This window comes from Legionella stuttgartensis (assembly GCF_977063405.2).
Genome location: NZ_CDRUHA020000056.1, coordinates 40,876 through 65,428, shown reverse-complemented (window position 1 = coordinate 65,428; position 24,553 = coordinate 40,876). Strand labels below are relative to the sequence as shown.

Sequence of the window (24,553 nt, the reverse complement as noted above, 5' to 3'; positions counted from 1 at the left end):
TGAAGACATCTGCTGTAAACCAGGTTTCGAATTATAGACTCCACAGTCTCGATATGTTTTCCAATGTTAGAATATACCAGCGAAGTCATTAATTTTTACAGAGGGCGTGGCATTGTCCAACGATCTCTTTTATTCTGGCAGCGCCAATATTTAATTTATTAAGAAGCTTAGGATTTTCATTAATTGTTTTGCATAAGAGAATGTTTTCTGTAAGTAAGATTTCAATTTCAGCTTTTGTAAGGTTAGTAATGCAGGTTATAGGATATAAGCCAGAAAATTCAATTAACTCTTTTAAACTTCCTTTTTGTGGATAATCCCAGCCGATTAAATGTAAACCTGAGCACTGACCGTATTGTATTGCATCATTGGTAAAGCGGGTATTAGTCACAAGCCAACCCTTGATTAATTCACCATTTTTTTTATTGTAGGCCTGTTCAATATCAATAAATCGTGCCTTGATGTACAAGGGAATTTTTACATCACAAGCAAGACCTAAGCGATTATGATATTTGCATTCTACAAAAACATGTTCATTCTGGCGTTCTCCAACTACGTCCACTTCGTGATTGACGCAGTATCCCTTAATAATTTGATTAGTGAGTACATTAAATCCTTGATGGCGCATGATTTCAGCTACCAATTTTTCAAATGGATATCCAGAAAATCCAAGTTGCATAATTGCACGTTTTAAATGATATTTTCCGGCTATGTTTCTTGATTCATTACGTAAGAGATTAAAAGCAATACGATAAATTTCTTGTGTTGTCATTCCTTCAACTATAAATTTAGATACTTCATTAATAATCTTATTAATGAGAGACTCGTCTGCACCAACACGTTTTAATGAGTGATAGATCCGGTAGGGATCAAATGGTACTTTTTCTCCAGACGCTTTAATAATATTAATATGGTGTGCAGGTGTAATAACTTTATTCATTTATAGCATCCCACTTAAGTAAAAAATTAATAATATTCTGGCTGGTGTCGATATTATTTGAAGTGTGAGGAATTGTATTGCAGGTAATGACCTTTGCTACATGAGAGAGCAGAAGTTCTTGATATGCATTACCGGCAAAAATGGCATGGACACCAATACAAACAGCTGGTTTCATATTTAATGACTTTAAATGTTTCAATGTTTCCATCATAGTCATTCCTGTTGAGATAATATCATCAATAAGAATTGGTGTTGCGTTCAGATAGGGTATTATCCCAGGTATAGAAATCTCAACTTGTGTATCGCTTTTCCGATTTTTTTCCAAAATCGTAAATGGTGACGAAGATTTTTGTGCAATTGTTCTAACCCATTGTGCACTTTCTGAATCAGGTCCAATAAGAATGGGATTAGATACATGCTGACAAATCCAAGAGGCAATGTCATTTACCGCATGAAGGACTTTTGCTGGTATCTTATAAATCTCGCTTAATTTTGACCAGCGATGAAGATGTGGATCGATTGTTATTAAGCTATCAAAATAAGAAGAAACCAATTGTGCAAAATATGCAGATGTAATGCCTTGGCCAGGTTCAAATACTTTATCTTGTCGCATATAAGGAAGATATGGAGTTACCAACACGACTTGAGCCGCTCCTAAAGATCGTGCTGTTTGTGCTGCAAATAAAAGAGGAAGAACTTTCGAGTTGGGGTGCGCTAAATTGGCAACAAATATAACGATTCGCTTCGCTACATCGGATTCAATTTTCACGACAGTTTCGTTATCAGGAAAATGATGGAAGCAGATTTTACCTAGCTCATAATGACATTTTTTTTGAATCGTAGCTGTGAGTTTATCATGTCCAAATAGTGCAAAAATAATAGAATGATTTTTCATATACTGGCCTCAATTTGAAATACTTCATGACCCTGCTTCAGGAAATCAAGGGCATAATTGAGCTCACCTCGAGTTTCTGCATAGATTCTAAAAAGAGGTTGAGATTTTTTGACTACTGAATGGAGTGGAGTTAATAACTCAACACCCGCTGCTTTTGAGCGTGGTGCCCCAGCCAATTTAGCCAATTGAGAAATGTGTCGATTATCAATGTTAATAATGATACCTGATAGTTTTGATTCTACAGTATAAACAATAGGCGCTTTTTTAATCTCACGAAGGCCGCCCTGAGCTCTGCAAATTGCTTCAAATTTGGCCAATGCTTTGCCACTGTTAAGAATGTGAGTCGCGATGCTCAATCCTTGACCTGGTAAAACTTGAGGTGAAAATTCGATGATATGAGACGCTAATACTAACGCATGCTCACGTAAATCTTGTGGGGCATGTTTATCGCAATTTAAAACGGCTAATACATCAAGCGCCTCAAGAACAGGTCCTATTCCACGGCCTACAGGCTGTGAGCCATCACTTAATATTACTTTTGTACTGATATCAAACTCTGTTGCAACCAGTTTTAATAATTTTTTTAAGGAATTGGCTCGCTCAATTGAACGAACTTTAGCAGTAGTTCCTATGGGCATATCAATGACAAGATGATTTGAACCTGCAGCAATTTTTTTTGATAAAATTGAAGCAACCATTTGTCCTTCACTATCGATATTTGCAGTTCTCTCAATTCGGATAAGTAAATCATCGGCTGGACTTAAAGCCATAGAGCCACCCCAAACAAGGCAGCCATTTTCTTGCTCAACAACTTTTTTCATTTCATTAATATTCAGATCAACTTTAGTAAATACTTCCATCGTGTCTGCTGTTCCTGCGGGTGATGTGATGGCACGAGATGATGTTTTAGGAATAACTAAGCCGAAGGCTGCAACAATTGCAACAACAATAGGGGTCGTACGATTTCCAGGCAAGCCCCCCACAGAATGTTTATCAACAATGAAAGGTAGCTCCCATGATAACTGCTGACCTGAATGAATCATCGCTCGGGTTAGATCAATAATTTCTTTGTTAGAAAGCCTATCTCCACCACTGGCAGCAAGATACATTGCAATATTAATGTCTGAGAGTTGTCCTGATACAATGTCTTTGATGATATGTGTTGTTTGTTCTTCTGTGAGCTCATTTCCATAAATTTTTGAGCGGATATAACTGAGGGAGTCCAATTGTTGCGGATGAGTTACTGCGATTTTATCTCCTTCTTTTGCAGCGAGCAGCTCCCAAGCATAATTTGAAAGCCCTGCCTCATTGTGTCTTAATAAATTGGTCTCCACTGTATTTAATGTGGCAACAATAGAGCGCTCATTGAGTAGGACTTGAACACGTGCCTGAGCAGCGAATCCTTCTGATTTACAAATATAACAATCTTCACGCATGTAAATAACAGGTTCCTTATGAGTATTGATACCCAAATATTTAAGCGTTAAGGTTGTGTGTTTTTTACTCATAATTGTTCTTGTTGTCCATATTCAGGAATATTACATTGCCAACCGAGTTGTTTTTCGATTTTAGATTTTAGGGATAAAGCAGCCTCAGGCTCCCCATGGGTTATAAATGTTTTGTTGGGCGGTTGTTGAAACTGATTAAGCCAACCAAGTATCTCACCATAATCTGCATGTGCTGAAGTACTGCGCATGGATTCAACTTGAGCATGTATGGGGATAATTTTGCCATGAGCTTCAATGAACTTTTTACCTGCAAGAATCTCTGCTCCCAGTGTCTCCTCAGCCTGGAATCCAGTGAATAGTAAAGTATTACGTGGATCTGCAGCGTAGGCTCTGATATGAAATACAATCCGTCCACCAGAGGCCATACCACTTGCAGAAAGAATTATTTTGGGCGTTTTGTCTAAGTCGAGCTCGATCGACTCTTCTACATCATTCACGTATGTGGCTACATCACAAAGCTCCTGACATTGTGTTGGAGTTAAACGAAGATCTTCTATATGTTTATATAAAATTTGTGTTGCATTGATGGCCATGGGACTATCTAGATAGATAGGTACATCTGGAATTGCATTTTCTTTTCTTAATTCAGAAAGATAGTGCAATAATATTTGTGAGCGTCCCACCGCAAACGCGGGAATAATTACGGATCCACCTCGAAGAATGGTTTTATTAATAATATTTTTTAAAGTCAACTTGGGAGGTTCCTTTTCATGCAGTCGGTCTCCGTAGGTTGACTCAATTACAAGATAATCAATTTGTTCAATTTTGGTCGGCTTTTTCATTACAGGATCATGCATTCTTCCTAAATCACCAGTAAAAAGAAGAGATTTATCTTGATGCTGTAATCTTACATAGGACGAGCCTATGATGTGTCCTGCTGGAATTAATTGAAAACTGATATTGTCTTGTAAGTTGACTACCTTATCATAAGCCAAGGGTTGAATGAGTTGTAATGCATTTTCTGCATCAGCGCTCGTATATAGAGGGAGAGCGGGGCGATGTTTGGAGTAATGATGTGCATTAGCATGACGAGCATCTTCTTCTTGTAAGTGCGCGCTGTCAGGCAATAATATCTCACATAAATCTTTAGTCCCATAAGTGCAATAAATTGGTTTATTAAATCCATTTTTAACCAATAGTGGTAAATAGCCCGAATGGTCAATATGAGCATGAGTGAGAATAATGGCATCCAATAGTTCGGGATTGAAAGGAAGTGGATTCCAATTTCTTAAACGTAAACCTTTAGGACCTTGAAAAAGACCACAATCTATCAAAATATTTTTTTTATTAAACGATAAAAGATATTTGGAACCTGTTACAGTCCCAGTGGCACCAAGAAATGTGATTTGCATATTAATCCTTTAATAACAGCGATGTTAAAAAATTAATTTTTAAAGTCGCAGAGTTAATACATCACATGGAGCGTGATTAACTGTAGCATGTGCTGTGCTACCCAAAAATGAATGCAAACCAACAGATGAATGACTACCAATAATAATAAGCTGACAATCTAGTTCTTTTACTTTATTAAAAATATGCTCTTTTACTGAGCCAACCTCTACAAATTGATGTTCGTGCGGAATGTTAAAATTCTCCCCTAGTAGAGATAATACAGTCTGTGCATCATCTTTGGCTGGGTTGGCTAATTCTGTAAAACCAAGTCCTTGTGCCAATTGAAAACTAGCAGGTAGTTCAATAACATGTAACAGATATAGTGTAGAGCTAAATTGTTTTGCAATAGCGATTGCTTTTTCTGTGAGATGATTATGTTCCTTGATCAAATCCGTAGCAAATAAAATATTCTTATACATAGAAGCCTCACAATTAAATTTATTATTGTAAATAATAGTAGATTCCTTGATATAAGTACCTATTTTACATCACAAAATTTGAAATAATTTGGTTCGAGGTTGATGGCTGGTATTGTTTTGTGTATTTTTTAGATAAGGTCAGAGTGTATCAGAGATAATTTCCTAATTAAGATTTTTTAATTTGTAATCAGGATTGATTTCCATTAGAGGAATTAAGACAAAATCTCTAAATTGAATCTGAGGATGGGGAATTATCAGTTTCTTAGTGTGAATAGATTGATTCTCGTAAAAAAGAATATCAATATCAATAATTCTTGGCCCCCAGTGTCTTTTTCGAACTCGCCCTTGTTTTTTTTCAATTTTTTGACATGCATTAAGTAATTGTAAAGGGGATAAAAGGGTAGAGAGCTTAATCACAGCATTACAAAAGTCTTGTTGAGCTTGCAATCCCCAGGCTTTATTCCAATAAAAAGAGGAGATTTTGATAACCACAGTAGAGGGTAACGCTCTTATCGATTTAATTGCCTTGCGAAGTTGACGTTCAGGTACCTGCTGATTTGAGCCCAGACCTAAGTAACACACCCTCATTGTGGATCACTAACTTTATTACTTTTTGGCTTGCGGCGACGCTTACGCTTAGGCATATCCGGTGTGAGTTGTGCCACCATTTTACCTTGTTCTGCTTCATCTGCATCCTGAAAGGCTGTCCACCATTGCGCCAGCTCCATGGACTCATCGCCTGCAAGGGCACGTAAAGCCATAAAATCATAGGCTGCTCGAAAACGTGGATGTTGTAAAAGATTAAAGGCTCTTCCTCCTAGTCTTTTTGAAAAGCGATACTGTAATAACCATATTTCCCGAATGATTTGTGTGTAACGTTTAGGAATTGAAATAATCTTATTTTGTTCCGCAATGACAAGTGACATTGCTTTTTCTATAGAAGGCAGTGGATCTATTCCAGTTTTTTGGAGTTCCTTTGCGCGCTCAATCATCGGAAACCATAAAAGAATCGCGAATAAAAATGCTGGTGTTACAGGCTTATCTTCTTGAATGCGAGTATCTGTGTTCTCAAGAGCAATTGCTAATAATGCATTTACTGGATGAGTACTGTTCAATAGAGCATTAGTTTGAGGACATAAATGTTGGAACAAACCATATTGCATGAGAAGCCTTTGTACTGCAACTGCATTACCACATTGATACAGTTTCGTCATTTCATCAAATAAGCGTGAATTGGAAACATGGGTAATGAGATGACTAATCTCAGGAAACGGTGCCTCTGTCTCTCGCGCCAGTTTGAAATTTAATTTGGCACTAAAACGAATTGCACGCAACATACGTACAGGGTCTTCCTGATATCGTTTGGTCGGATCCCCAATCATACGAATAAGCTTTTCTTCAACATCCTTTACACCACCAGTAAAATCAACAATTGAAGAGTCACTGATATTGTAGTAAAGCGAGTTAATTGTGAAATCACGTCGCCAAGCGTCTTCATCGAGGGAGCCGTAAGCATTGTCACGAACTAACATACCACGTTCATTTGTTTGTTGACTCTCATCTTCTGCAACATGACTTCGAAACGTAGCTACTTCAATAATTTCACGATGGAACAGTATGTGTACAAGTTTGAATCGACGCCCAATAATTCGTCCATTTCGAAACAGATTTTTTACTTGGTTGGGCGTTGCATCGGTTGCAACATCAAAGTCTTTGGGAGCCTTATGCAGTAATAGATCTCGGACGCTGCCTCCAACAATGTACGCTTGAAAACCAGCACCAATTAAGCGGTTTAGCACTTTGAGCGCATTGCTACTAATGTCCGCCTTAGATATGGAATGTTTATTCCTTGGGATGATATAAGCTGAGGCAACAGGCGCCACATGAGCCCTGTTTCTCTTTAATAGCTTTTTAATAAATTTGATGATCTCTGTATCTCACAAGATTAATAAAACACTTATATTATATCGAAGCAAATGAATAAAGTGAATCATTTGTCCTTACAAACCTTGATCTTTCAGTAAAATTTATGCTGTATATTTACAGAAAGGTGTAGGTAAATATCAGGCTAAGAGTATATCATATAGTTTTTCAATTTCTGACATCTGAGGATCTGATGGATTTTATTGATATTACTGTAGGCTTAATTGTCTTAATTATTTTAGAAATAGTTCTGGGAATCGACAATCTCGTAATTTTGTCTATATTGTCAGAAAAACTACCTCCCAAACAGAGAAAAAAAGCAAGGCGCTGGGGACTGACGCTTTCTTGGGTTATGCGGTTGATTTTACTGGCGTTGGCAGTGGATCTCATCAAATTAACCAAACCATTACTTACAGTGGCTAACCTTTCCTTATCTGCTCGAGATTTCTTTCTTATTGGAGGTGGGGCTTTTTTAATTTGGAAAGCAACAGATGAAATTCATCAAGATGTGACTGAAGATCTTGAGATAACTGATGAAAAGACAACACCTTTTAAAACAACATTTCGTGCAGTTATTTTTCAGATTGCATTAATGGATATTATATTTTCTTTAGATAGTGTGTTGACTGCAGTCGGATTAACTTCACACTTTTGGGTAATGGCTGTTGCAATTAGTTGCGCTATCCTTATTATGATTTTTGCTAGTGAAGTTGTAAGTGCATTTATTAAAGAACATCCTACAATCAAAATGCTTGCCCTAAGTTATTTAATTCTGATTGGTATGGTCCTGGTTGCCGATGGATTTTCTTTTCATATCCCTCGAGGATATATTTACTTTGCCATGGGTTTTTCTTTGGGAGTGGAGGCCTTGAATTTGGTGAAACACTCACGAAAAAAACGAAAGCATCGCTCAGGAAATTAATTATGTTGTTGATTAAAGCGTTTCATATCATTGCTATGGTAGCCTGGTTTGCAGGATTATTTTATTTACCCAGGCTATTTGTTTATCATGCTGATACGCAAGATGAGACGAGTCTCACTCGTTTTAAAATAATGGAGAGAAGGCTTTACTATGGAATTACTTGGCCTGCTGCGATACTAACCACTTTATTGGGGCTATGGCTTCTTAGCTATAATCCATCTTATTACATGAGTGCGGGATGGATGCATGCTAAATTAAGTTTGGTGATTGTTTTGTGGATTTACCACCTCTTATGCGGCCACTATCTAAAGGCTTTTGCGCGGCATCAAAATAAGAAAAAATCACGTTTTTTCCGTCTTTATAATGAATTTCCAACTTTGTTGCTGATAGGAATCGTGATCCTAGTGGTGGTGAAACCGTAGTTCCAGATGTGTAGTTTGAGAGCAATGAAACCCGGGAGTTCTTTACTTGATAAACTTCTTGAACCCGGGCTTCATCTTGTTCATATAGAAACTTATTCTATTTCCACCATATCAAAGTCTTCTTTGCCAGCGCCGCAATCTGGGCAGAACCAGTTTTCGGGTACATCTTCCCAGCGTGTGCCTGGTTCAATTCCATCCTCAGGCCATCCCTCAGCTTCATCATAAATAAACCCACAGATGACACAAATAAATTTTTTATATTCTTGCATGATAATACTCATTTAAAAAGGCGTAATTTAGCTATTGTAGACGTCGATGTAAAGATAAACTGCTTTTTTTGCCAATTTTTAATAATGTCTGTAATATTATGCGGCAAAATTATGGAGACTTTTTATGACTCGTTCAGCAGATTTATTTCATCAAGCTCAAGCACTTATTCCTGGAGGTGTTAATTCACCAGTGAGGGCATTTAAAGGTGTAGGTGGTGATCCTATTTTTTTTAAACAAGGTAAAGGAGCTTATCTTGTTGATGTTGATAATAATGAATACATTGATTATGTAGGCTCCTGGGGACCTTTAATCCTTGGACATTGTCATCCTGCTGTAATCGAAGCTGTAAATAAAGTGCTACATAGCGGCATGAGTTTCGGGGCGCCTACAGAACTTGAAGTGCAATTGGCTGATAAAATCATCGCTTTAATTCCCTCGATTGAAAAAGTACGGATGGTTAATTCAGGTACTGAAGCAACGATGACCGCTATTAGGTTGGCTCGAGGTGTAACAAAAAAAAATAAATTTATTAAATTTAATGGTTGCTATCATGGACACAGTGATAGTTTGCTAGTCAAAGCAGGTTCTGGTCTACTTACCTTAGGTATCCCCTCTACACCAGGAATCCCCAAAAGCGTTACAGAGCATACTTTAACGGCAAACTTCAATGACTTGGAACAAACGGCACAATTATTTGAAAAATTTCCAGATGATATTGCTGCAGTAATATTGGAACCGGTAGCTGGGAACATGGGGTTTGTTTTACCTGAACCAGAGTTTTTGCAGGGATTACGACAATTATGCGATCAACATAATACTTTATTGATATTTGATGAAGTAATGACAGGTTTTAGAGTGGGCTTAACTGGTGCTCAAGGAGTATTTGGAATCACTCCCGATATTACTACTTTGGGTAAAGTTATTGGAGGAGGGATGCCCGTAGGCGCTTTAGGTGGTAAGGCTGAAATTATGTCCTTTTTAGCGCCTGAAGGCCCAGTGTATCAAGCAGGAACGCTTTCTGGTAACCCATTAGCAATGGCAGCAGGTCTTGCCACTTTATCTGAAATTGAAAAACCAGAATTTTTCACCAGATTAAGTGAAACAACACAAAATCTAACCCAAGCTTTAGCCTCTGTTGCTGAAATGTTAGGTATTCCATTTTTTACGGCTTCATTAGGTGGGATGTTTGGTTTTTGTTTTACAGAAAAGAAACGCATTGCAGATTATGCTGATGTTGCTGCTTCTGACGAGGCTTTATTTAAGCAATTTTATCATGGAATGTTGGATAAAGGGGTTTATTTTGCTCCTTCAATGTATGAAGCTGGATTTGTTTCCAGTGCTCATGGAAAAAATGAAATTACCAAAACACAAATGGCTGCAGAGGAAGTTCTTAGTCAATTAAAAAAATAAGTTAATAAGGTGGTCTAACTGTTTTTTTGACTGGGGGAAGCACAAGCGGAACCCAGTTTTTTAAGAAGTTTATGTAGGTCTAAAAAAACCGATTTTATTGCGCTGCATCATTATAACATATTGAAAAATAATAAATTTAAAATATATTTTTGAAATGGCTAGACAGTGTTTTTTCCTCATGTCATATTCAAATACGATCTTATTAACAAGGAAGGTCATATGTCGATAATGACAAATAAAAAGGAATTTATAAAGTCAATGCCCCAAGGAATTGTTCCTCTTTTTTTTATTCAGATTGTTTCTACTTTAAGTTTTAGTGTGTTGTACTCAACACTTGTGTTGTATATGAAGGGTAAGTTAGGACTCCAAATTAGTACTGCCAATAGTATTATGGGTGTTTTTATTGCATTTAATTATGGCTTGCATTTGCTTGGTGGTTTTTGGGGAGGTCGTCTGCTCTCTAATCGTGCCTTGTTTTGTGCTGGGATGGTGGCGCAAATTATAGGTTGCGTCTTATTGTCATTCGGTGATGTTTCTTTTCTATATTATGGTTTGGCAGCATTTTTAACCGGATCGGGATTAAACGTAACATGCGTAAACTGCATGTTAACACAATGTTTCTCTCCAAAAGATACGCGACGCGAAACAGCATTTCTCATGAATTATGCGGGTATGAATGTCGGTTTTTTTGTGGGTTTTAGTTTGAGCGGTCTATTTCAGTTGACCCAGAATTATGAGCGACTTTTTTTACTTAGTAGTTTGGGAAATTTGATTGCCTTACTTATTTGTTTATATTGTTGGCAGCAATTATCAGATAAAGAAACAATTTTCTCTAAAAAAGACAAACATTCACAAAAAAGAGCTGTGCTGATAGGTAGCATTCTAATTATAGTGCTTCCTTTCATTTTGGGACAAATGCTCCAATATGCGGACTGGGCTAAAAAATTAGTATTGGTAACCGGTGTAGTAATGCTTGGGGTGATTTTGTATCTGGCAAAGGAGCAATCAACTAAAGAAGCCAAAGATAAATTAGTAGCATTTGCAGTCTTTATGATTGTGGGAACTGTTTTTTGGATGCTATATCAAATAGCTCCCATGGGTCTTACAGTGTTCATTGATCATAATGTTCAGCGAGAATATGCAAGCGGGGTTATTCCACCACAATGGTTCCAAAATATTAATACAGTCGCTATTGTTATTGGTGGTCCCTTATTAGGGGTATTCCTGCATAAAATGCGCAAAAATGGGGTGCAAATTAATATTCCAACCCAGTTTGCATTAGCATTGTTGTTTATTGGAATTGCTTTTGCAATATTGCCTATTGGTATTGCTTATGCCAACTATGAGGGGTTAGTGAATCCCAGCTGGATTATCTTGAGTTATATTTTGCAGAGTATTGGCGAGCTTTTAATATCTCCAATTGGTTATGCTATGATAGGATATTTGGCTCCTACCTCATTGCAGGGCGTGATGATGGGAATGTGGATGCTTAACTCAGGAGTTGGTGCAACTTTATCCAGCTATAGTTCAAATTTAATGATTGATGGGCAAGATAGTGTTTCACCTTTAGTAACTAATAGCGGTTACAGCCATGTATTTTTGATGTTAGGTTTATTTGCAATTGGTTCTTCAATTGTACTTTTTATCCTAGTGCCTAAGTTAAAGGAGTTAATTCAGGAAAAAAAGCCAACTGAATTACAAGAAGCCAAAGGGATGGCTACGAATCGGGTAGTTGTATGTGAGTAATTTTTTTGTACCTATTAATAAGGCAGAGTTGAGTTGGCATAACACTCTGCCTTTTTCGACACAATATGATGACATTTACCATTCTTCTGAAGGTGCAATAAATCAAGCACTTCATGTGTTTGTTGATGGAAATGATTTAATCAACCGTTGGCAATCATTTTCTGATGATGAACCTCAAAGATTTACGATTGCAGAAATGGGCTTTGGAATTGGTTTAAATTTTCTAGTAAGTTGGAGTTTATGGGAGCAATATGCACCCAAGTCCAGCAAGTTGCATTTTATTTCGTGTGAAAAACATCCTTTATCTCTTGCTGATTTAGCAAAAAGTCTTGCTTCCTCGCCACAATTAGAAAAGCATGCCCAGCAGCTTATCGCAAGTTATCCCGTCTTGACTCCTGGCTACCATCATTTGTCATTTTGTAATGGTAGAGTAACATTAACATTAATGCTAGGTGATGCTCTTGAATGCTATGAACAACTATTAATTTGTGGCGAATCTTTCCTTGAGAAGGAGCTTAGAACGGCTTTTATTGATGCATGGTTCCTAGATGGCTTTGCCCCTGCTAAAAATGAAAGTATGTGGTCTGAGGCGTTGATGAACGTAATTGCAATGTTATCTAAAGAAAATACCTCTTTAGCAACCTATACTGCTGCTGGCTCGGTTAAATCAGGTTTAAGCAAGTATGGATTTGTTGTGGAAAAAAGGAAAGGTTTTGGACCAAAACGGCATATGATTTGTGCACGTTTCACGAAGCTACCGACACAAAAAACTGCGAAACGACATACACCTTGGCACGTGGGAAAACCTGAAAAATATTTCAATAAATCAGCGATTATTGTAGGGGCTGGTTTAGCGGGCTGTTTTACAGCCCATGCTTTGAATAAGAGAGGTTGGAAGGTAACAATTATTGATGAATTGGGACAGGTTGGCAGTGGAGGATCGGCAAATCAGCAAGCGGTTTTATTTCCAAAACTATCTGCTTACAGATCTCCATTAACACAATTCATGTTAACCGCGTTTTTATATGCTGCACGAACGTATCAATCTATTTTAAATCAAACAAAAATTGGAGAGTTGAATGGTTCATTGTTACTTTCATACTCTGACAAAGAAAAGGCAGCACAATCCAGCTTACACTCTTGGCTTGCTCATTATCCAGAGTTGGGATCTCTCGTGGATGCTCAGCATGCATCAGAATTAGCAGGATTTTCTTTAGACAAACCCGGATTGCATATTCCTTTATCAGGATGGATTAATTCTCCAGAATTATGTCAGTATTTAGTAAATGCAGAAGGTATTTCATTAGTAACTGATACCACAGTCAGTCAATTGTATTTCGATAAAAGATGGATCGTGAATGATTTGGAGACGGAAGTGCTCATTTTAGCGAATGGTCATAAAATTAACTCTTTCCATGAAACCGAGTATTTGCCTGTTAAACCGATAAGGGGGCAGATGACGGGGATTTCATCAACGGTACAAAGCGCTGGTTTAAAATTGCCTGTTTGCGGAGATGGTCATGTGCTTCCTGCAATAAAAGGTATCCATCAGTTAGGTGCTACCTATGAGTTAAAATCGGCAGATTCTCAAATAAAACCTCAGGATGATCAAAGTAATTTGGCTAAGCTTAAACAATTAGCGCCTGAAGTTTTGTGGGCTGAAACAGTAAGTAATCATTGGGCAGGTGTTAGAGCATCAACTCCCGATTATCTTCCTTTAGTGGGGCAAATTGCTAAAGCCAAGCACTTTCTACAACAATTTGCTCAGTTGGAAACTAATGCAAAACGCTGGATAGCCCAAGCTGGTTCTTATTATCCGGGACTTTATGCTTGTGCCGGATTTGGTTCTCGAGGCCTGACAACCATTCCTTTATGTGCGGAATGGCTTGCTTCTGTAATCAATAAAGAAATTGGTTGTCTACCCAGGAATTTGCAATATGCTTTATCGCCTGCTCGTTTCTTACGTAAAAATATAATTAGAGGTGAGATTAAAATCGATTGAGATGGAATTCTCATTAGAGCATAATATTAATCCCGTAGCTGGGATGAAGCTAAATTTTCGGGTTCTCGACTAAAGATTTCGAGTTCCTTATGATTTTCCAGCGTGATGAGTTCACATTAAGATCAAGGAGTGACCGCTAATGGCAAGTTCCATGGGCAAAGCCTTCAAACAGACTGTCAAAGAAAATAAACCTTTACCTGTATTGGGTACTATAAATGCTTACTCTGCTATGCTCGCACAATCTGCTGGTGCTAAGGCAATATATCTTTCAGGAGCTGGTGTTGCAAATGCATCATACGGGATACCTGACCTTGGTATGACTAATTTATCTCAAGTTCTTGAAGATGCGCGCAGAATTACTGAAGCGTGCTCTTTACCACTGCTGGTTGATGTGGATACTGGATGGGGGCATGCGTTTAACATTGCTAGAACGATAAAACTAATGGAAAAAACAGGAGTCGCTGCCATTCACATTGAAGATCAGGTGTTAGCGAAACGATGTGGGCACAGACCCAATAAAGCTATTGTATCTTTGAAAGAAATGGGGGATCGGATTAAATCAGCAGTTGATGCGCGCCAAGATCCTGATTTTGTTATCATGGCACGAACTGATGCCTATGCTGTCGAAGGGATGAATGCTGCTATTGAACGAGCATTGCTTTGTGTGGAGCTAGGGGCTGATATGATATTTCCTGAAGCAATGACACGTCTAGAAGAATATCAAACCTTTACTCAAGCGGTTCCCGTCCCTGTTCTAGCAAACATTACTGAGTTTGGTAAAACTCCTTTATTTAATCGAGAAGAACTTAAGCAGGTAGGTGTATCCTTAATTTTATATCCCTTAAGTGCATTCAGAGCTATGTCTCAAGCAGCGCTAAATACCTATAGTGCCATTCTTCAGGATGGTACGCAAAAGTCTATGATCGATAAAATGCAAACACGCGAGGAATTATACGAAGTACTTGGTTATTATCAATACGAACAAAAACTAGACCAATTGATGGAGGAAGACAATGAGTGTTAAAAGCGGCGGTTTAGCCGGGGTTGTTGCTGGTCAATCAGCAATTTGTACAGTTGGGCTAGCAGGGAAAGGTTTGAATTATAGAGGCTACTCAATTGATGATTTGGCAGAGTATGCTACGTTTGAAGAGGTAGCCTATTTATTGCTTTATGGAAAACTTCCTACTCAAAAAGAACTGGATGAATATACTAAAAAATTGGTTAGTCTTAGAACATTACCAGATACTTTAAAAACGGTACTTAAATTAACTCCTAAAAATACGCATCCCATGGATGTTTTAAGAACTGCTTGTTCATTTTTGGGGACGATTGAGCCGGAACATAATTTTTCGGAACAATATCATATTGCAGATCGATTACTGGCTTTATTTCCGGGGATAATGTGCTATTGGTATGCATGGCATTTTCATAACAAGGAAATTACTGGCTTAAGTGATGAGCAAACAACGGGAGCGCATTTTCTTGCTTTATTACATGGACGTAAGCCAAGTAAAAAAGAAGCTCAGATGATGAATGTATCTTTGATTTTATATGCTGAGCATGAATTTAATGCTTCTACCTTTGCCGCCCGTGTTACTGCTGCAACACTGGCTGATTTTTACTCCGCAATTACAAGCGCGATTGGTACATTACGTGGTCCTTTACATGGAGGTGCTAATGAAGCCGCAATGGAGCTTATAGGACGTTTTAATAGCCCGGATCAAGCTGAAACTGAACTGAAAAAAATGCTTCTTAATAAAGCGCTTATTATGGGATTTGGGCATCGAGTGTATACGACCAGTGATCCACGTTCTGATATCATCAAAAAATGGTCATTCCGCTTAGGTGAAGAGAAAGGGGATCTTCTTTTATATCACATTTCAGAACGTATTGAAGAAGTTATGTGGAATGAAAAGAAATTGTTCCCTAATTTAGATTTTTATAGCGCTTCGGCATACCACTATTGCGGTATACCTACGTTCTTGTTCACACCTATTTTCGTTATGTCGCGAATTACAGGATGGGCAGCACATGTATTTGAACAAAGATCGAATAACAAATTGATAAGACCCACTTCAGAATATACTGGACCTGAACCCCAGAAATTTCCCGCTATTGAAACGAGAGGGTAGTTAATCCATACATGAAGCATGAGTGGAATATGTAGCTTGGAGTGAAACAAAAGAACCCGGGCTACTTTCTAATGAGAACATTATTAGATGATACAAGAGGTTTATTATGCACAGTTATGTAGAAGACAACATAAAGCCTGATTATGATCAGGTTATGATTGATATTGCGGATTATGTGTTAAACAAAAAAATTGACAGCGCTTTGGCTTATGAGACAGCACGTTTATGTCTCATGGATACCTTGGGATGTGGTATTTTAGCGTTAAATTTTGCTGAATGTACCAAACTTTTGGGCCCTGTTGTTCCTGGAGCAAGTCTTGCAGGTGGCGCACGTGTTCCTGGTACATCATACGAGCTAGACCCAGTACAGGCTGCCTTCAATATTGGAGCAATGATACGCTGGCTTGATTTTAATGACACATGGCTTGCTGCAGAGTGGGGGCATCCTTCTGATAACTTAGGTGCCATTCTTGCAGTTGCAGATTATATGTGTCGACAAAACTGTACAAAGGGGAATGCACCAATTTTAATGCAAGATGTGCTTACTGCTATGATTAAAGCGCATGAAATTCAAGGTTGTTTCGCTTTAGAAAACAGTTTCAACCGAGTCGGACTCGATCATGTCTTTTTAGTTAAAATTGCTAGTGCTGCTGTTGCAGCTCAGCTTTTTGGCGCAGACAGAGACATGATGCTAAGAACTTTGTCTCAAGTTTTTGTAGATGGTCAAAGCCTTAGAACTTATAGACATGCGCCTAATGCGGGTTCAAGAAAATCATGGGCGGCAGGTGATGCTACATCAAGAGCAGTTCGGTTAGCATTAATTGCTAAAGCAGGAGAAATGGGTTATCCAAGTGCGTTAAGTGTCCCAATCTGGGGATTCTATGATGTGCTTTTTGACAAAAAAATATTTAAATTTCAACGTCCTTATGACAGTTATGTCATGGAAAATGTTTTATTTAAATTATCTTATCCCGCTGAATTTCATGCCCAGACTGCTGTGGAATGTGCCGTAATGCTGCATCCAATTGTGAAAGATCGATTTGATGAAATTGCTCGAATTGATCTAGTAACTCATGAATCAGCAATTCGAATTATCAGTAAACAAGGTGCACTGCATAATCCTGCCGATAGGGATCATTGTTTGCAATATATGGTGGCAATAGGTTTATTATTCGGTGATTTAAAAGCAGAACATTATGAAAATGATATTGCCGCAGATCCCAGAATAGATTCATTACGTGAAAAAATGCATGTTACTGAAAATGAACGTTTTTCTCGTGACTACCACGATCCTGAAAAACGCTCTATAGCTAACAGTATTAAAATAACTTTTAAAGATGGTACCGAAAGTGATTTAGTTACTGTGGAATATCCAATTGGTCATAAACGTAGACGCGAGGAAGGTATTCCAGTTCTATTATCAAAATTCAAAAAGAACTTAAGCACCCAATATACTGCGGATCGTGTTGAACGAATTATGCAAGCAATGAGTGATACAAATACGCTTGCAGCAATGAAAGTTGATGATTTTATGCAATTATGGGTTGTAGCGTAATTCTTTTTAGTAGCCTGAATTTAACGTATGGAACATTAGATATTCATATATCTGTAGTTCCATCACGTTAATCCTAGTTTGTCTTAATTTAGAAAGATGTATCCATTTGCTTATCCCCATTAAATGTATATAATTTAAACAGCATCTAATAAGTAGCTTGGGAGAAGCAATGAAATTAAAACGGACCGGTCTCTCTTTGTTATATACTATGTTGATGCTTGGATGTTCCGCTTCTGTTGTACAGGCTAGTGTTGATCCTAATGAAAAAATCGTTTCTGTTTATTTGCTTATTGATACTCCTGAACAACTTCAACGCTACGTTAATGATTTAGTTAAATTAAAAAAACCTAATTTTAACCGGGTTATCTTTTCATTTGTTAGGCCAACTTTGATCGATTACCAGGCGGGTAATTTAGCAACGACAGGTATATTAGGCTACTATACAGATCATGATGGTAAAGGTGCTCAAGCTTTTAATGCACTAAAATCAGCAATCAAATTATCTGCAGAAAAAAAGATTCAAACATTTCTAGCCGTAGGAGGTTGGAATTACAGTTGTAACTTCAGTGTAGCACAGGAGAGTTGTGGGAGTTCGTCCTCAACTACGAGTCAAGTGCTCTATGATTGGTTTCCAGATCCAACGGATCCAGATCAGGCTGCAAAAGCAAAGACTTCCTATGAAAATTTAGTTAAATTAGCGAATGACTTAGGTGTGAATGGCATTGATTTTGACTATGAGGAATTTTGGCATGCGGATCAATATGCAGTTGCTTGGGGACCAAGTACGAGCGGTGAATGGTCAACCGATATTGCCCAAAGCATCCTTAAAGCGGGAGGTCCAACTTATAAAAATCTCATGAAGTATGGAATAAATTCTGGAGCATCTTATGTGATGCCCAAAACAATTGATAAAGTCGATGCAATTTTACATGCCATAATGGATAATCCCGGTGCAAAATACCTTAAGTTTACTACAGCCTCGCCACCCATTGGAGCGCGTCCAATTACGGGTTTTGTATTTGGAGACAAATATCCAGACATAGACACAAAAGGAGGACTTTGGTGGAAGGGAAACTTAAAAGGATTGTGGTACCACCTTGCGAATAAGGATGAAGCAATAGTTGCTCGCTTTGATAGCATGGGATTAATGACCTATGATCTGTGTGGAGACAATCCAGTTGTATGCGCCCCCTATGCTAATGGGCCTTTAGATTTACCCGGGCAGGTCAATGCGTACATACATGATTATACCAATTGGCTGAAAGCAGAGCATCCTAGTAAACCGAGTTTAACAATTGATAGCATTGGAAAAGTAACGTTTTTACCAGCCAAATATCATATCAATGCAAAAATACAATTTGGGTTTGAAGTAAATCAACCTGCTTATCCTAGAAATATCAGTGGGCAATTGCAACTCACTAATCAATTAGTCGATAAAATTCTGAGTCAACAGAAGGACAGTGGTGGGGTTATCATCTGGCAAATGTATTCCAAGAAAAATACAACTGTACCAGATGCTACAACTGTAAAATATACTATTAATCAAAGTTGTAAGACCTTTTTAGCTAATGATAGTCGATATGATTGTAATGCAGATTTCCCTAGTGCGTCCAAATAGTTTCTCATATGGTGTTATCACTCAAGGGGTTGCAGCATTACAGCCATGATATGTGTGAAGGAGATAAAAAACGCCTATATTTTACGTTGTAACCCTGATGCAGCCAGTATTTTTGTTGAAATTTCTTCAATAGAATATTTTGTCGAATTAATATAAGCGATTTTTTCCTTTTGATACATGGCTTCCACTTCCTTTACTTCCAGACGACATTGTTCAGGAGACGCGTATTTACTGTTTGGCCTGCGTTCTGCTCTAATTTGCTGTAAACGCTGTGGATCAATGGTCAATCCGAATAGTTTATTTTTATAAGGCTTTAGTACCTCAGGTAATTTAAAACCAATAATATCTTCTTCAGTAAAAGGGTAATTAGCAGCGAGAATTCCATATTGAAGTGCCATATATAAACAACTTGGTGTTTTTCCACAACGAGAAACACCAATAAGAATAATATCTGCCTTATCATAACCTCGGGTTTTAACTCCATCGTCATGCGACAATGCAAAATCGATTGCTTCAAGTCGATGCAGATAGAGTTTACTGTTCACCACGCCATGAGTTTTTCCGACTGTGTATGAGGATTTTTCATTAAGCTCTTCTTCCATGGGGCCAATAAAAGTATTAAATAAGTCAAATACGCGAGCATTAGCTTTTTTAAAATAATTTCTGATTTCAGCATCAATCAAGGTCATAAAAACAAGAGGTTTGATTCCTTGTTCCTCAAAGGCTTGATTGATCTGTTCAACAGCGTGTTCTGCTTTTTTTAAAGAATCAACATAAGGAATAGTGAGTCGTTCGAATTTTGTATTTTCAAATTGGGTAATCAAACTATGGCCTAAAGTTTCAGCAGTAATTCCTGTGCCATCGGAAATCATAAAAACATAGCGTTTCATGTATAGCCTTATAATTAAAATATTATTTATATTCTATTTTAAAATGAATTGGTTAATAGCACCAGTAAGTGTACTTATTTAAATCCATCTGCTATCTTAAATTAAGGAAAAGGATATTTTAGAGGTAATATGGAACAAGATCGGTTTGGAAACAATAGCAAGCTCTATATTCTTGGCATGATTTGTTTGGTTCTTTGCTTGGGATTATTGTTCTATAGTTTATATATATTGCCCTATCTTGCTTGGGGACTTAACTATAATGTTCCTGAGGTTGTTATGACGCTATTGAGTTCATTGCAAGATGATTATAACTATACTGTTGGAGCAAGTAAGGTTATTGTTTGGCTGATATTTTTTGTACCAAGCCTCATCACCGGACTGATTTCTTATTTTGTATCGAATCATATTGATAATAATCTTTATAAGTCAGAACTGCACACCAAAGAAGAACAAGAAAATCCTCCTAGTAAACAAATTGGGAAGGAAATAAAAGAATCTGCTGGTTTTGGACTAAAAATTCTTAGTTTAATGATCTTGATTGTAACAGCGATTTTTTTATTACAATATCTGATTGGCGTAACAGCATAGAAAATGGCAGGAGAGTTTATGGCCTATTTAAATCGTTGGAAGATTAAAAGAATTACTAAGAAAATAAAAGCAATGCAAGCGAATCGGGTAAATAATCAACCCGGAGATGAAATGCTTAAAAAAGAAATTGCATATTATTTTGAATTGGCAGCTATTTACAATAAATTAAAAGGAAATAAAAAATTTCCTTATGCCTATTTGATGTATATGGAATGTTATAGAGCAGCTTCAGCGCTTGATGATGCGGAAGCAAATTATCAATTAGGACAAATGGTTCTTGAAGAAGCCAAGTTTAGACAAAATTTGGAAAAAGAAGGGGTTTTTAAAAGCGAAACAAATTTGAAAAAATGCAATCAGCTTTTTGAAGAGGCTCATGCGTATTTATCGGTAGCAATAACATTAGGTCATGTTGCTGCAAAACGCTTAAGAGGACTCAGTTTTATTAATGGTTGGGGATTAGAGGCCGACAAAAAAACGGGGTTTGAGTTAATTGTTGCGAGTATTGAGGAAGAAGGCTCCTGGGATAGAGTCCCTCAAATTTTTGCATCTATGGGATTGAACAAACCTGAATTTTTTTCGCAAATTATGCAGCGAAGAAAATCATCATAAATATTTGAACTATAAAATCTATCGCCTGGGTAGCTAAAAAGCAATGCCTAGGCATTTGCATCGCGGCTTTACATTAAAACGGTTCATAATTTAATAAACTGTTATTGGTATTAATATGGTTTTTAATGTAAAATTATTAACCTATAAGGTTAGGTTGTATTCAAAAAACAGCACGCATCTATTTTGTTGATTTATGCCCTCATATCAATACAATAAAAAGGTTCAACGTCCAATTACGCCTAGTGAAAAACTGTATCTTGTTGGTGATGCAATGAATCACTCTTTTTCACTGCAGCTGGTGCTTGAAATGGATTCAGACGTGGATGTATTTTCTCTCAATAAGGCAATTATTCAAGCGAGTTCTGCTAATCCATATGTTCATTTGCGAGCTAAATTAGGCCTCATCAATTCGATTTGGTATAAGGTCCCAGATGAATTTATAGATCCTGACACCATTCAAGTTATAGAGATGGAATGGGATGGACACGATATTCAAGGGGTATCATTATTCCATGGACATAAGTTTGAACCACAAAATCCAGCGACGCAAATTATCTACATCAAGGGGAAACGGCATTTTTTAGTATTCCGTGCATTTCATGGGTTAATGGATGGCATGGGTTTATATCATTGGGTGACCGAGATTTTTCGTTCGTGGAGAAAACAACCTTTAGTTGGTACAGGCTGTACAATGACGGATTATGAATTCCTCACGCAAAAAAGAACAATTGAGTATCGACCTAATTTTCCATTGGATTGCATTGCACCAACAGGCAATACTGGCTCTACTCATACTAATTACTTATGGCATAAAGTAACGCTTCCTGGAACAATTAATGCGGTAACTGCGAAGATTTGTCACATTCTATTAGAGCACAGTACCCATTTTGGTGCTGAAAAGGCTCGTTTTATGATTCCAGTAGATTTACGTCATCATGTTGAAGCCAACACCACAACTAATTTTGCAAATCCTATTTTTATTGAGGCAAAAAAAGGAGCAAACTGGGCGGCTATTTATTGTGATATCGTGAGGCAACTTAGTTGTCAGAATGAACTACACGTCGGAACATATGATGCTTATTTGTGCAAATTTCCTTTGCCCTTGTTAAAAGTTTTACTTAAGGCATTAATTTATTATCAGAACAAAAAAAATCAGTATATGATGTCAGGAATTGTATCAAAGCTATCGATTAATTTATCAGATCTCAATTCAGAAAGCTGTAAAGCACTCGATGCTTATTTTTTGCCAATCAATGTTCCTATTGCCCCCATTGTTCTTATTGCAACAGAGCATAACAATGCAACAACCATTTGCTTCTCTGTTTCAAACGCCCATGCCACACTTGAAACATGTACTCATTTAGCTAACCAATTCCAAGGATTGATTGATGCGCCTGAGTTCGTTCTGCAGAGCAGGCTACCTTATTGCAATACATTATGGCCTGTATATAACAATACCCAGGCTGATTATCCCCAAGAGAAATCAATTTTTACAAAAATATGGGAGTGTGCGCTAAAGCATTCCCATTTGCCTGCTTTATTTTTAAACACTCAAACTGTAACTTATAAACAATTGACTCACCGTGTTTTGGAAATCGCCAGTTATTTTTCCGATTTGGGTATACGGGGTGGGGATAAGATTGCTATTTATTTACCAAGAAATGAGGATATGATTTGTTCTATGCTTGCTTGCTGGTATTTAGGTGCTGCTTATATTCCTATTGATATAAAATCACCCATTGCTTGGGTTTTAGCTTTATTAAAGGATGTGCAACCAGCTTTAGTGGTTCATGAAGAGTTTTCTGTATTGAAGCAACACTATTCTGGATCAATGACACACATTCCATTTCAAATTATTAGTTCCAATGCACCAAAGAAGAACGAAAACCCACTTACGCAATTGGCTTACATTATTTATACCTCGGGTTCCACGGGGACGCCTAAAGGAGTCATGATTAGTCATGGACAATTACTGAATTATTTGTCTTGGGCTGTTGGAGCTTATGGAGCTAATAATCAACCTTATCATACAGCGCTATTTACAAGCATTGCTTTTGACTTAACAGTGACTTCACTTTATTTACCTTTACTTACGGGTGGGAGCATGATTTTAGTCCCGGAGTCGATTAACTCGCTAACACTAAAAGATATTCTTACCAACCCAACAATCAACTTTTTAAAGCTGACACCGTCACATTTGAGAATGATAGGCAGTTTGCCTATGAAATCAGCGCACCAATTAACTTTGGTCGTTGGTGGCGAAGACTTGCCTTGTACATTGGCTCAAATCACTATTAAAAAATTGTCTGCGGTACAAATATTTAATGAATATGGTCCGACTGAAACTACCGTTGGATGTATGGTTCATCGATTTGATGTGACAAATGATCTTCAAGGAAGTGTCCCTATTGGTATTCCCATAGCTAATACCCGAATTTATTGTTTAGATACCAAACTTAAACCAGTCAGACTTGAAGAGGAAGGAGAAATTTATATAGCAGGAAGAAATGTTGGGGTGGGTTATTTAAACAAACCTACGTCTACTGATAAAAATTTTATAGATGATCCTTTTTTCCCAGGGGAGCGTATGTATCGAAGTGGGGATTTCGCCAAACATCGAGAGGATGGTTTGCTTGTTTATTTAGGAAGAAAAGATCAACAAACAAAAATACGTGGTCATCGCATTGAATTAGCAGAAATTGAACATGTTTTATTAGCAATTGAGGGGATCTCTCAGGCCGTGGTAACACTCATAAAACAGGATCATTTTGTCGTTGAAGGACATAATGAGTTAGCTGCATACCTCGTATCAGACTCAAAAAAGAAGGAAATTAATGTACATGGTGAGTTATCTGCAATTCTTCCTTCTTATATGATACCAAAATACGTTATTTTTTTGCCTGAACTGCCTTTAACTGTTAATGGGAAAATTGATTACAAAAAACTACCCGCACCCGCTTCTGACTTCATTTTTAACAAGATAGACGAGTATGATGATTTATTAACCAAAATTCGTCAATTATTTGCAAACGTATTATCTTTACCCCTTGAAGTTATTGATAATCATGTTACTTTTGCCAACCTAGGAGGAGACTCCATGCAAATGGCTTATATGATTAATGAAATGATTACAAAAATGATTTCTCCGCAGCATCATGCGGTATTTGCCTATGAACTAGAACGGTTATTAATTTGTGCAACGCCATATAATTTTTATACACATCTGTCAAAAATTATTTGAAATAATAAGATTAGGCTAAGGAGCAGAAAAGCAAAATAAGTTTATCTTTTATTGGATGCTGTATTTTGAAAAGT

21 protein-coding genes are annotated in these 24,553 nt (G+C 37.4%); 12 read left to right on the top strand and 9 right to left on the bottom strand.

Annotated features, from left to right (window positions below; genetic code table 11):
- Positions 1 to 88 precede the first annotated feature (88 nt).
- From ACWTEW_RS14585 to pcnB, 7 genes are all read right to left on the bottom strand, one after another.
- Positions 89 to 937 (bottom strand): ATP cone domain-containing protein, encoded by an 849-nt coding sequence (locus ACWTEW_RS14585; RefSeq protein ID WP_454782381.1) that lies wholly within the window; start codon positions 935 to 937, stop codon positions 89 to 91.
- Positions 930 to 1,832: a ribose-phosphate diphosphokinase gene (locus ACWTEW_RS14580; protein WP_454782380.1), complete on the bottom strand. Its 903-nt coding sequence runs from the start codon at positions 1,830 to 1,832 to the stop codon at positions 930 to 932. The genes ACWTEW_RS14585 and ACWTEW_RS14580 overlap by 8 nt, the downstream gene beginning before the upstream one ends.
- Positions 1,829 to 3,340: a thymidine phosphorylase family protein gene (locus ACWTEW_RS14575; protein ID WP_454782379.1), complete on the bottom strand. Its 1,512-nt coding sequence runs from the start codon at positions 3,338 to 3,340 to the stop codon at positions 1,829 to 1,831. The genes ACWTEW_RS14580 and ACWTEW_RS14575 overlap by 4 nt, the downstream gene beginning before the upstream one ends.
- Positions 3,337 to 4,692, bottom strand: coding sequence for an MBL fold metallo-hydrolase RNA specificity domain-containing protein (locus ACWTEW_RS14570; RefSeq protein WP_454782378.1), 1,356 nt, complete (start codon positions 4,690 to 4,692; stop codon positions 3,337 to 3,339). The genes ACWTEW_RS14575 and ACWTEW_RS14570 overlap by 4 nt, the downstream gene beginning before the upstream one ends.
- A gap of 39 nt (positions 4,693 to 4,731) precedes the next feature.
- A complete protein-coding gene (locus tag ACWTEW_RS14565) occupies positions 4,732 to 5,151 on the bottom strand; it encodes a universal stress protein (RefSeq protein ID WP_454782377.1) in 420 nt (139 codons plus the stop codon).
- Positions 5,152 to 5,313: 162 nt separating this feature from the next.
- Positions 5,314 to 5,739, bottom strand: a complete 426-nt coding sequence (gene folK / locus ACWTEW_RS14560; protein ID WP_454782376.1) for a 2-amino-4-hydroxy-6-hydroxymethyldihydropteridine diphosphokinase — start codon at positions 5,737 to 5,739, stop codon at positions 5,314 to 5,316.
- Entirely contained in the window at positions 5,736 to 7,034 is a 1,299-nt protein-coding gene (pcnB, locus tag ACWTEW_RS14555) for a polynucleotide adenylyltransferase PcnB (RefSeq protein WP_454782375.1), read from the bottom strand. Before pcnB ends, folK begins: the two co-directional genes overlap by 4 nt.
- Before the next feature lie 233 nt (positions 7,035 to 7,267).
- On the opposite strand from pcnB, the gene ACWTEW_RS14550 reads away from it, so the two are divergent.
- Positions 7,268 to 7,996 (top strand): TerC family protein, encoded by a 729-nt coding sequence (locus ACWTEW_RS14550; protein WP_454782374.1) that lies wholly within the window; start codon positions 7,268 to 7,270, stop codon positions 7,994 to 7,996.
- 2 nt (positions 7,997 to 7,998) lie between these two features.
- Positions 7,999 to 8,418 (top strand): protoporphyrinogen oxidase HemJ, encoded by a 420-nt coding sequence (hemJ, locus tag ACWTEW_RS14545; RefSeq protein ID WP_454782373.1) that lies wholly within the window; start codon positions 7,999 to 8,001, stop codon positions 8,416 to 8,418.
- Positions 8,419 to 8,510: 92 nt separating this feature from the next.
- On the opposite strand, the gene ACWTEW_RS14540 is transcribed toward hemJ, so the two are convergent.
- Entirely contained in the window at positions 8,511 to 8,687 is a 177-nt protein-coding gene (locus ACWTEW_RS14540; RefSeq protein ID WP_454782372.1) for a rubredoxin, read from the bottom strand.
- Between the two features lie 124 nt (positions 8,688 to 8,811).
- Here ACWTEW_RS14540 and hemL point away from each other — a divergent pair, with 124 nt between their 5' ends.
- The 7 genes from hemL (at position 8,812) to ACWTEW_RS14505 (ending at position 19,151) form a co-directional block, all read left to right on the top strand.
- Entirely contained in the window at positions 8,812 to 10,098 is a 1,287-nt protein-coding gene (gene hemL / locus ACWTEW_RS14535) for a glutamate-1-semialdehyde 2,1-aminomutase (protein WP_454782371.1), read from the top strand.
- A gap of 219 nt (positions 10,099 to 10,317) precedes the next feature.
- Complete coding sequence (locus ACWTEW_RS14530) at positions 10,318 to 11,844, top strand: peptide MFS transporter (RefSeq protein WP_454782370.1); 1,527 nt, start codon at positions 10,318 to 10,320, stop codon at positions 11,842 to 11,844.
- Positions 11,837 to 13,846 carry a bifunctional tRNA (5-methylaminomethyl-2-thiouridine)(34)-methyltransferase MnmC2/FAD-dependent 5-carboxymethylaminomethyl-2-thiouridine(34) oxidoreductase MnmC1 gene (mnmC, locus tag ACWTEW_RS14525; RefSeq protein WP_454782369.1) on the top strand — a complete coding sequence of 670 codons (2,010 nt, stop codon included), beginning with the start codon at positions 11,837 to 11,839 and terminating at the stop codon, positions 13,844 to 13,846. The genes ACWTEW_RS14530 and mnmC overlap by 8 nt, the downstream gene beginning before the upstream one ends.
- A 139-nt stretch (positions 13,847 to 13,985) precedes the next feature.
- The gene (gene prpB / locus ACWTEW_RS14520; protein ID WP_454782368.1) at positions 13,986 to 14,870 is read left to right on the top strand and encodes a methylisocitrate lyase; all 885 of its coding nucleotides are present in this window, start codon (positions 13,986 to 13,988) and stop codon (positions 14,868 to 14,870) included.
- Positions 14,860 to 15,978 (top strand): bifunctional 2-methylcitrate synthase/citrate synthase, encoded by a 1,119-nt coding sequence (gene prpC / locus ACWTEW_RS14515; RefSeq protein ID WP_454782367.1) that lies wholly within the window; start codon positions 14,860 to 14,862, stop codon positions 15,976 to 15,978. Before prpB ends, prpC begins: the two co-directional genes overlap by 11 nt.
- A gap of 106 nt (positions 15,979 to 16,084) precedes the next feature.
- A complete protein-coding gene (locus ACWTEW_RS14510; protein WP_454782366.1) occupies positions 16,085 to 17,533 on the top strand; it encodes a bifunctional 2-methylcitrate dehydratase/aconitate hydratase in 1,449 nt (482 codons plus the stop codon).
- A 169-nt stretch (positions 17,534 to 17,702) separates the two neighbouring features.
- Positions 17,703 to 19,151 (top strand): glycoside hydrolase family 18 protein, encoded by a 1,449-nt coding sequence (locus ACWTEW_RS14505; RefSeq protein WP_454782365.1) that lies wholly within the window; start codon positions 17,703 to 17,705, stop codon positions 19,149 to 19,151.
- Between the two features lie 74 nt (positions 19,152 to 19,225).
- Here ACWTEW_RS14505 and ppsR read toward each other — a convergent pair whose 3' ends face one another.
- Positions 19,226 to 20,041 carry a posphoenolpyruvate synthetase regulatory kinase/phosphorylase PpsR gene (ppsR, locus tag ACWTEW_RS14500; RefSeq protein WP_454782364.1) on the bottom strand — a complete coding sequence of 272 codons (816 nt, stop codon included), beginning with the start codon at positions 20,039 to 20,041 and terminating at the stop codon, positions 19,226 to 19,228.
- 129 nt (positions 20,042 to 20,170) lie between these two features.
- Here ppsR and ACWTEW_RS14495 point away from each other — a divergent pair, with 129 nt between their 5' ends.
- From ACWTEW_RS14495 to ACWTEW_RS14485, 3 genes are all read left to right on the top strand, one after another.
- Positions 20,171 to 20,629 carry a hypothetical protein gene (locus ACWTEW_RS14495; protein WP_454782363.1) on the top strand — a complete coding sequence of 153 codons (459 nt, stop codon included), beginning with the start codon at positions 20,171 to 20,173 and terminating at the stop codon, positions 20,627 to 20,629.
- Between the two features lie 18 nt (positions 20,630 to 20,647).
- Positions 20,648 to 21,238 carry an SEL1-like repeat protein gene (locus ACWTEW_RS14490; RefSeq protein WP_454782362.1) on the top strand — a complete coding sequence of 197 codons (591 nt, stop codon included), beginning with the start codon at positions 20,648 to 20,650 and terminating at the stop codon, positions 21,236 to 21,238.
- A 193-nt stretch (positions 21,239 to 21,431) separates the two neighbouring features.
- A complete protein-coding gene (locus ACWTEW_RS14485; protein WP_454782361.1) occupies positions 21,432 to 24,479 on the top strand; it encodes a non-ribosomal peptide synthetase in 3,048 nt (1,015 codons plus the stop codon).
- The last annotated feature ends 74 nt before the right edge of the window (positions 24,480 to 24,553 follow it).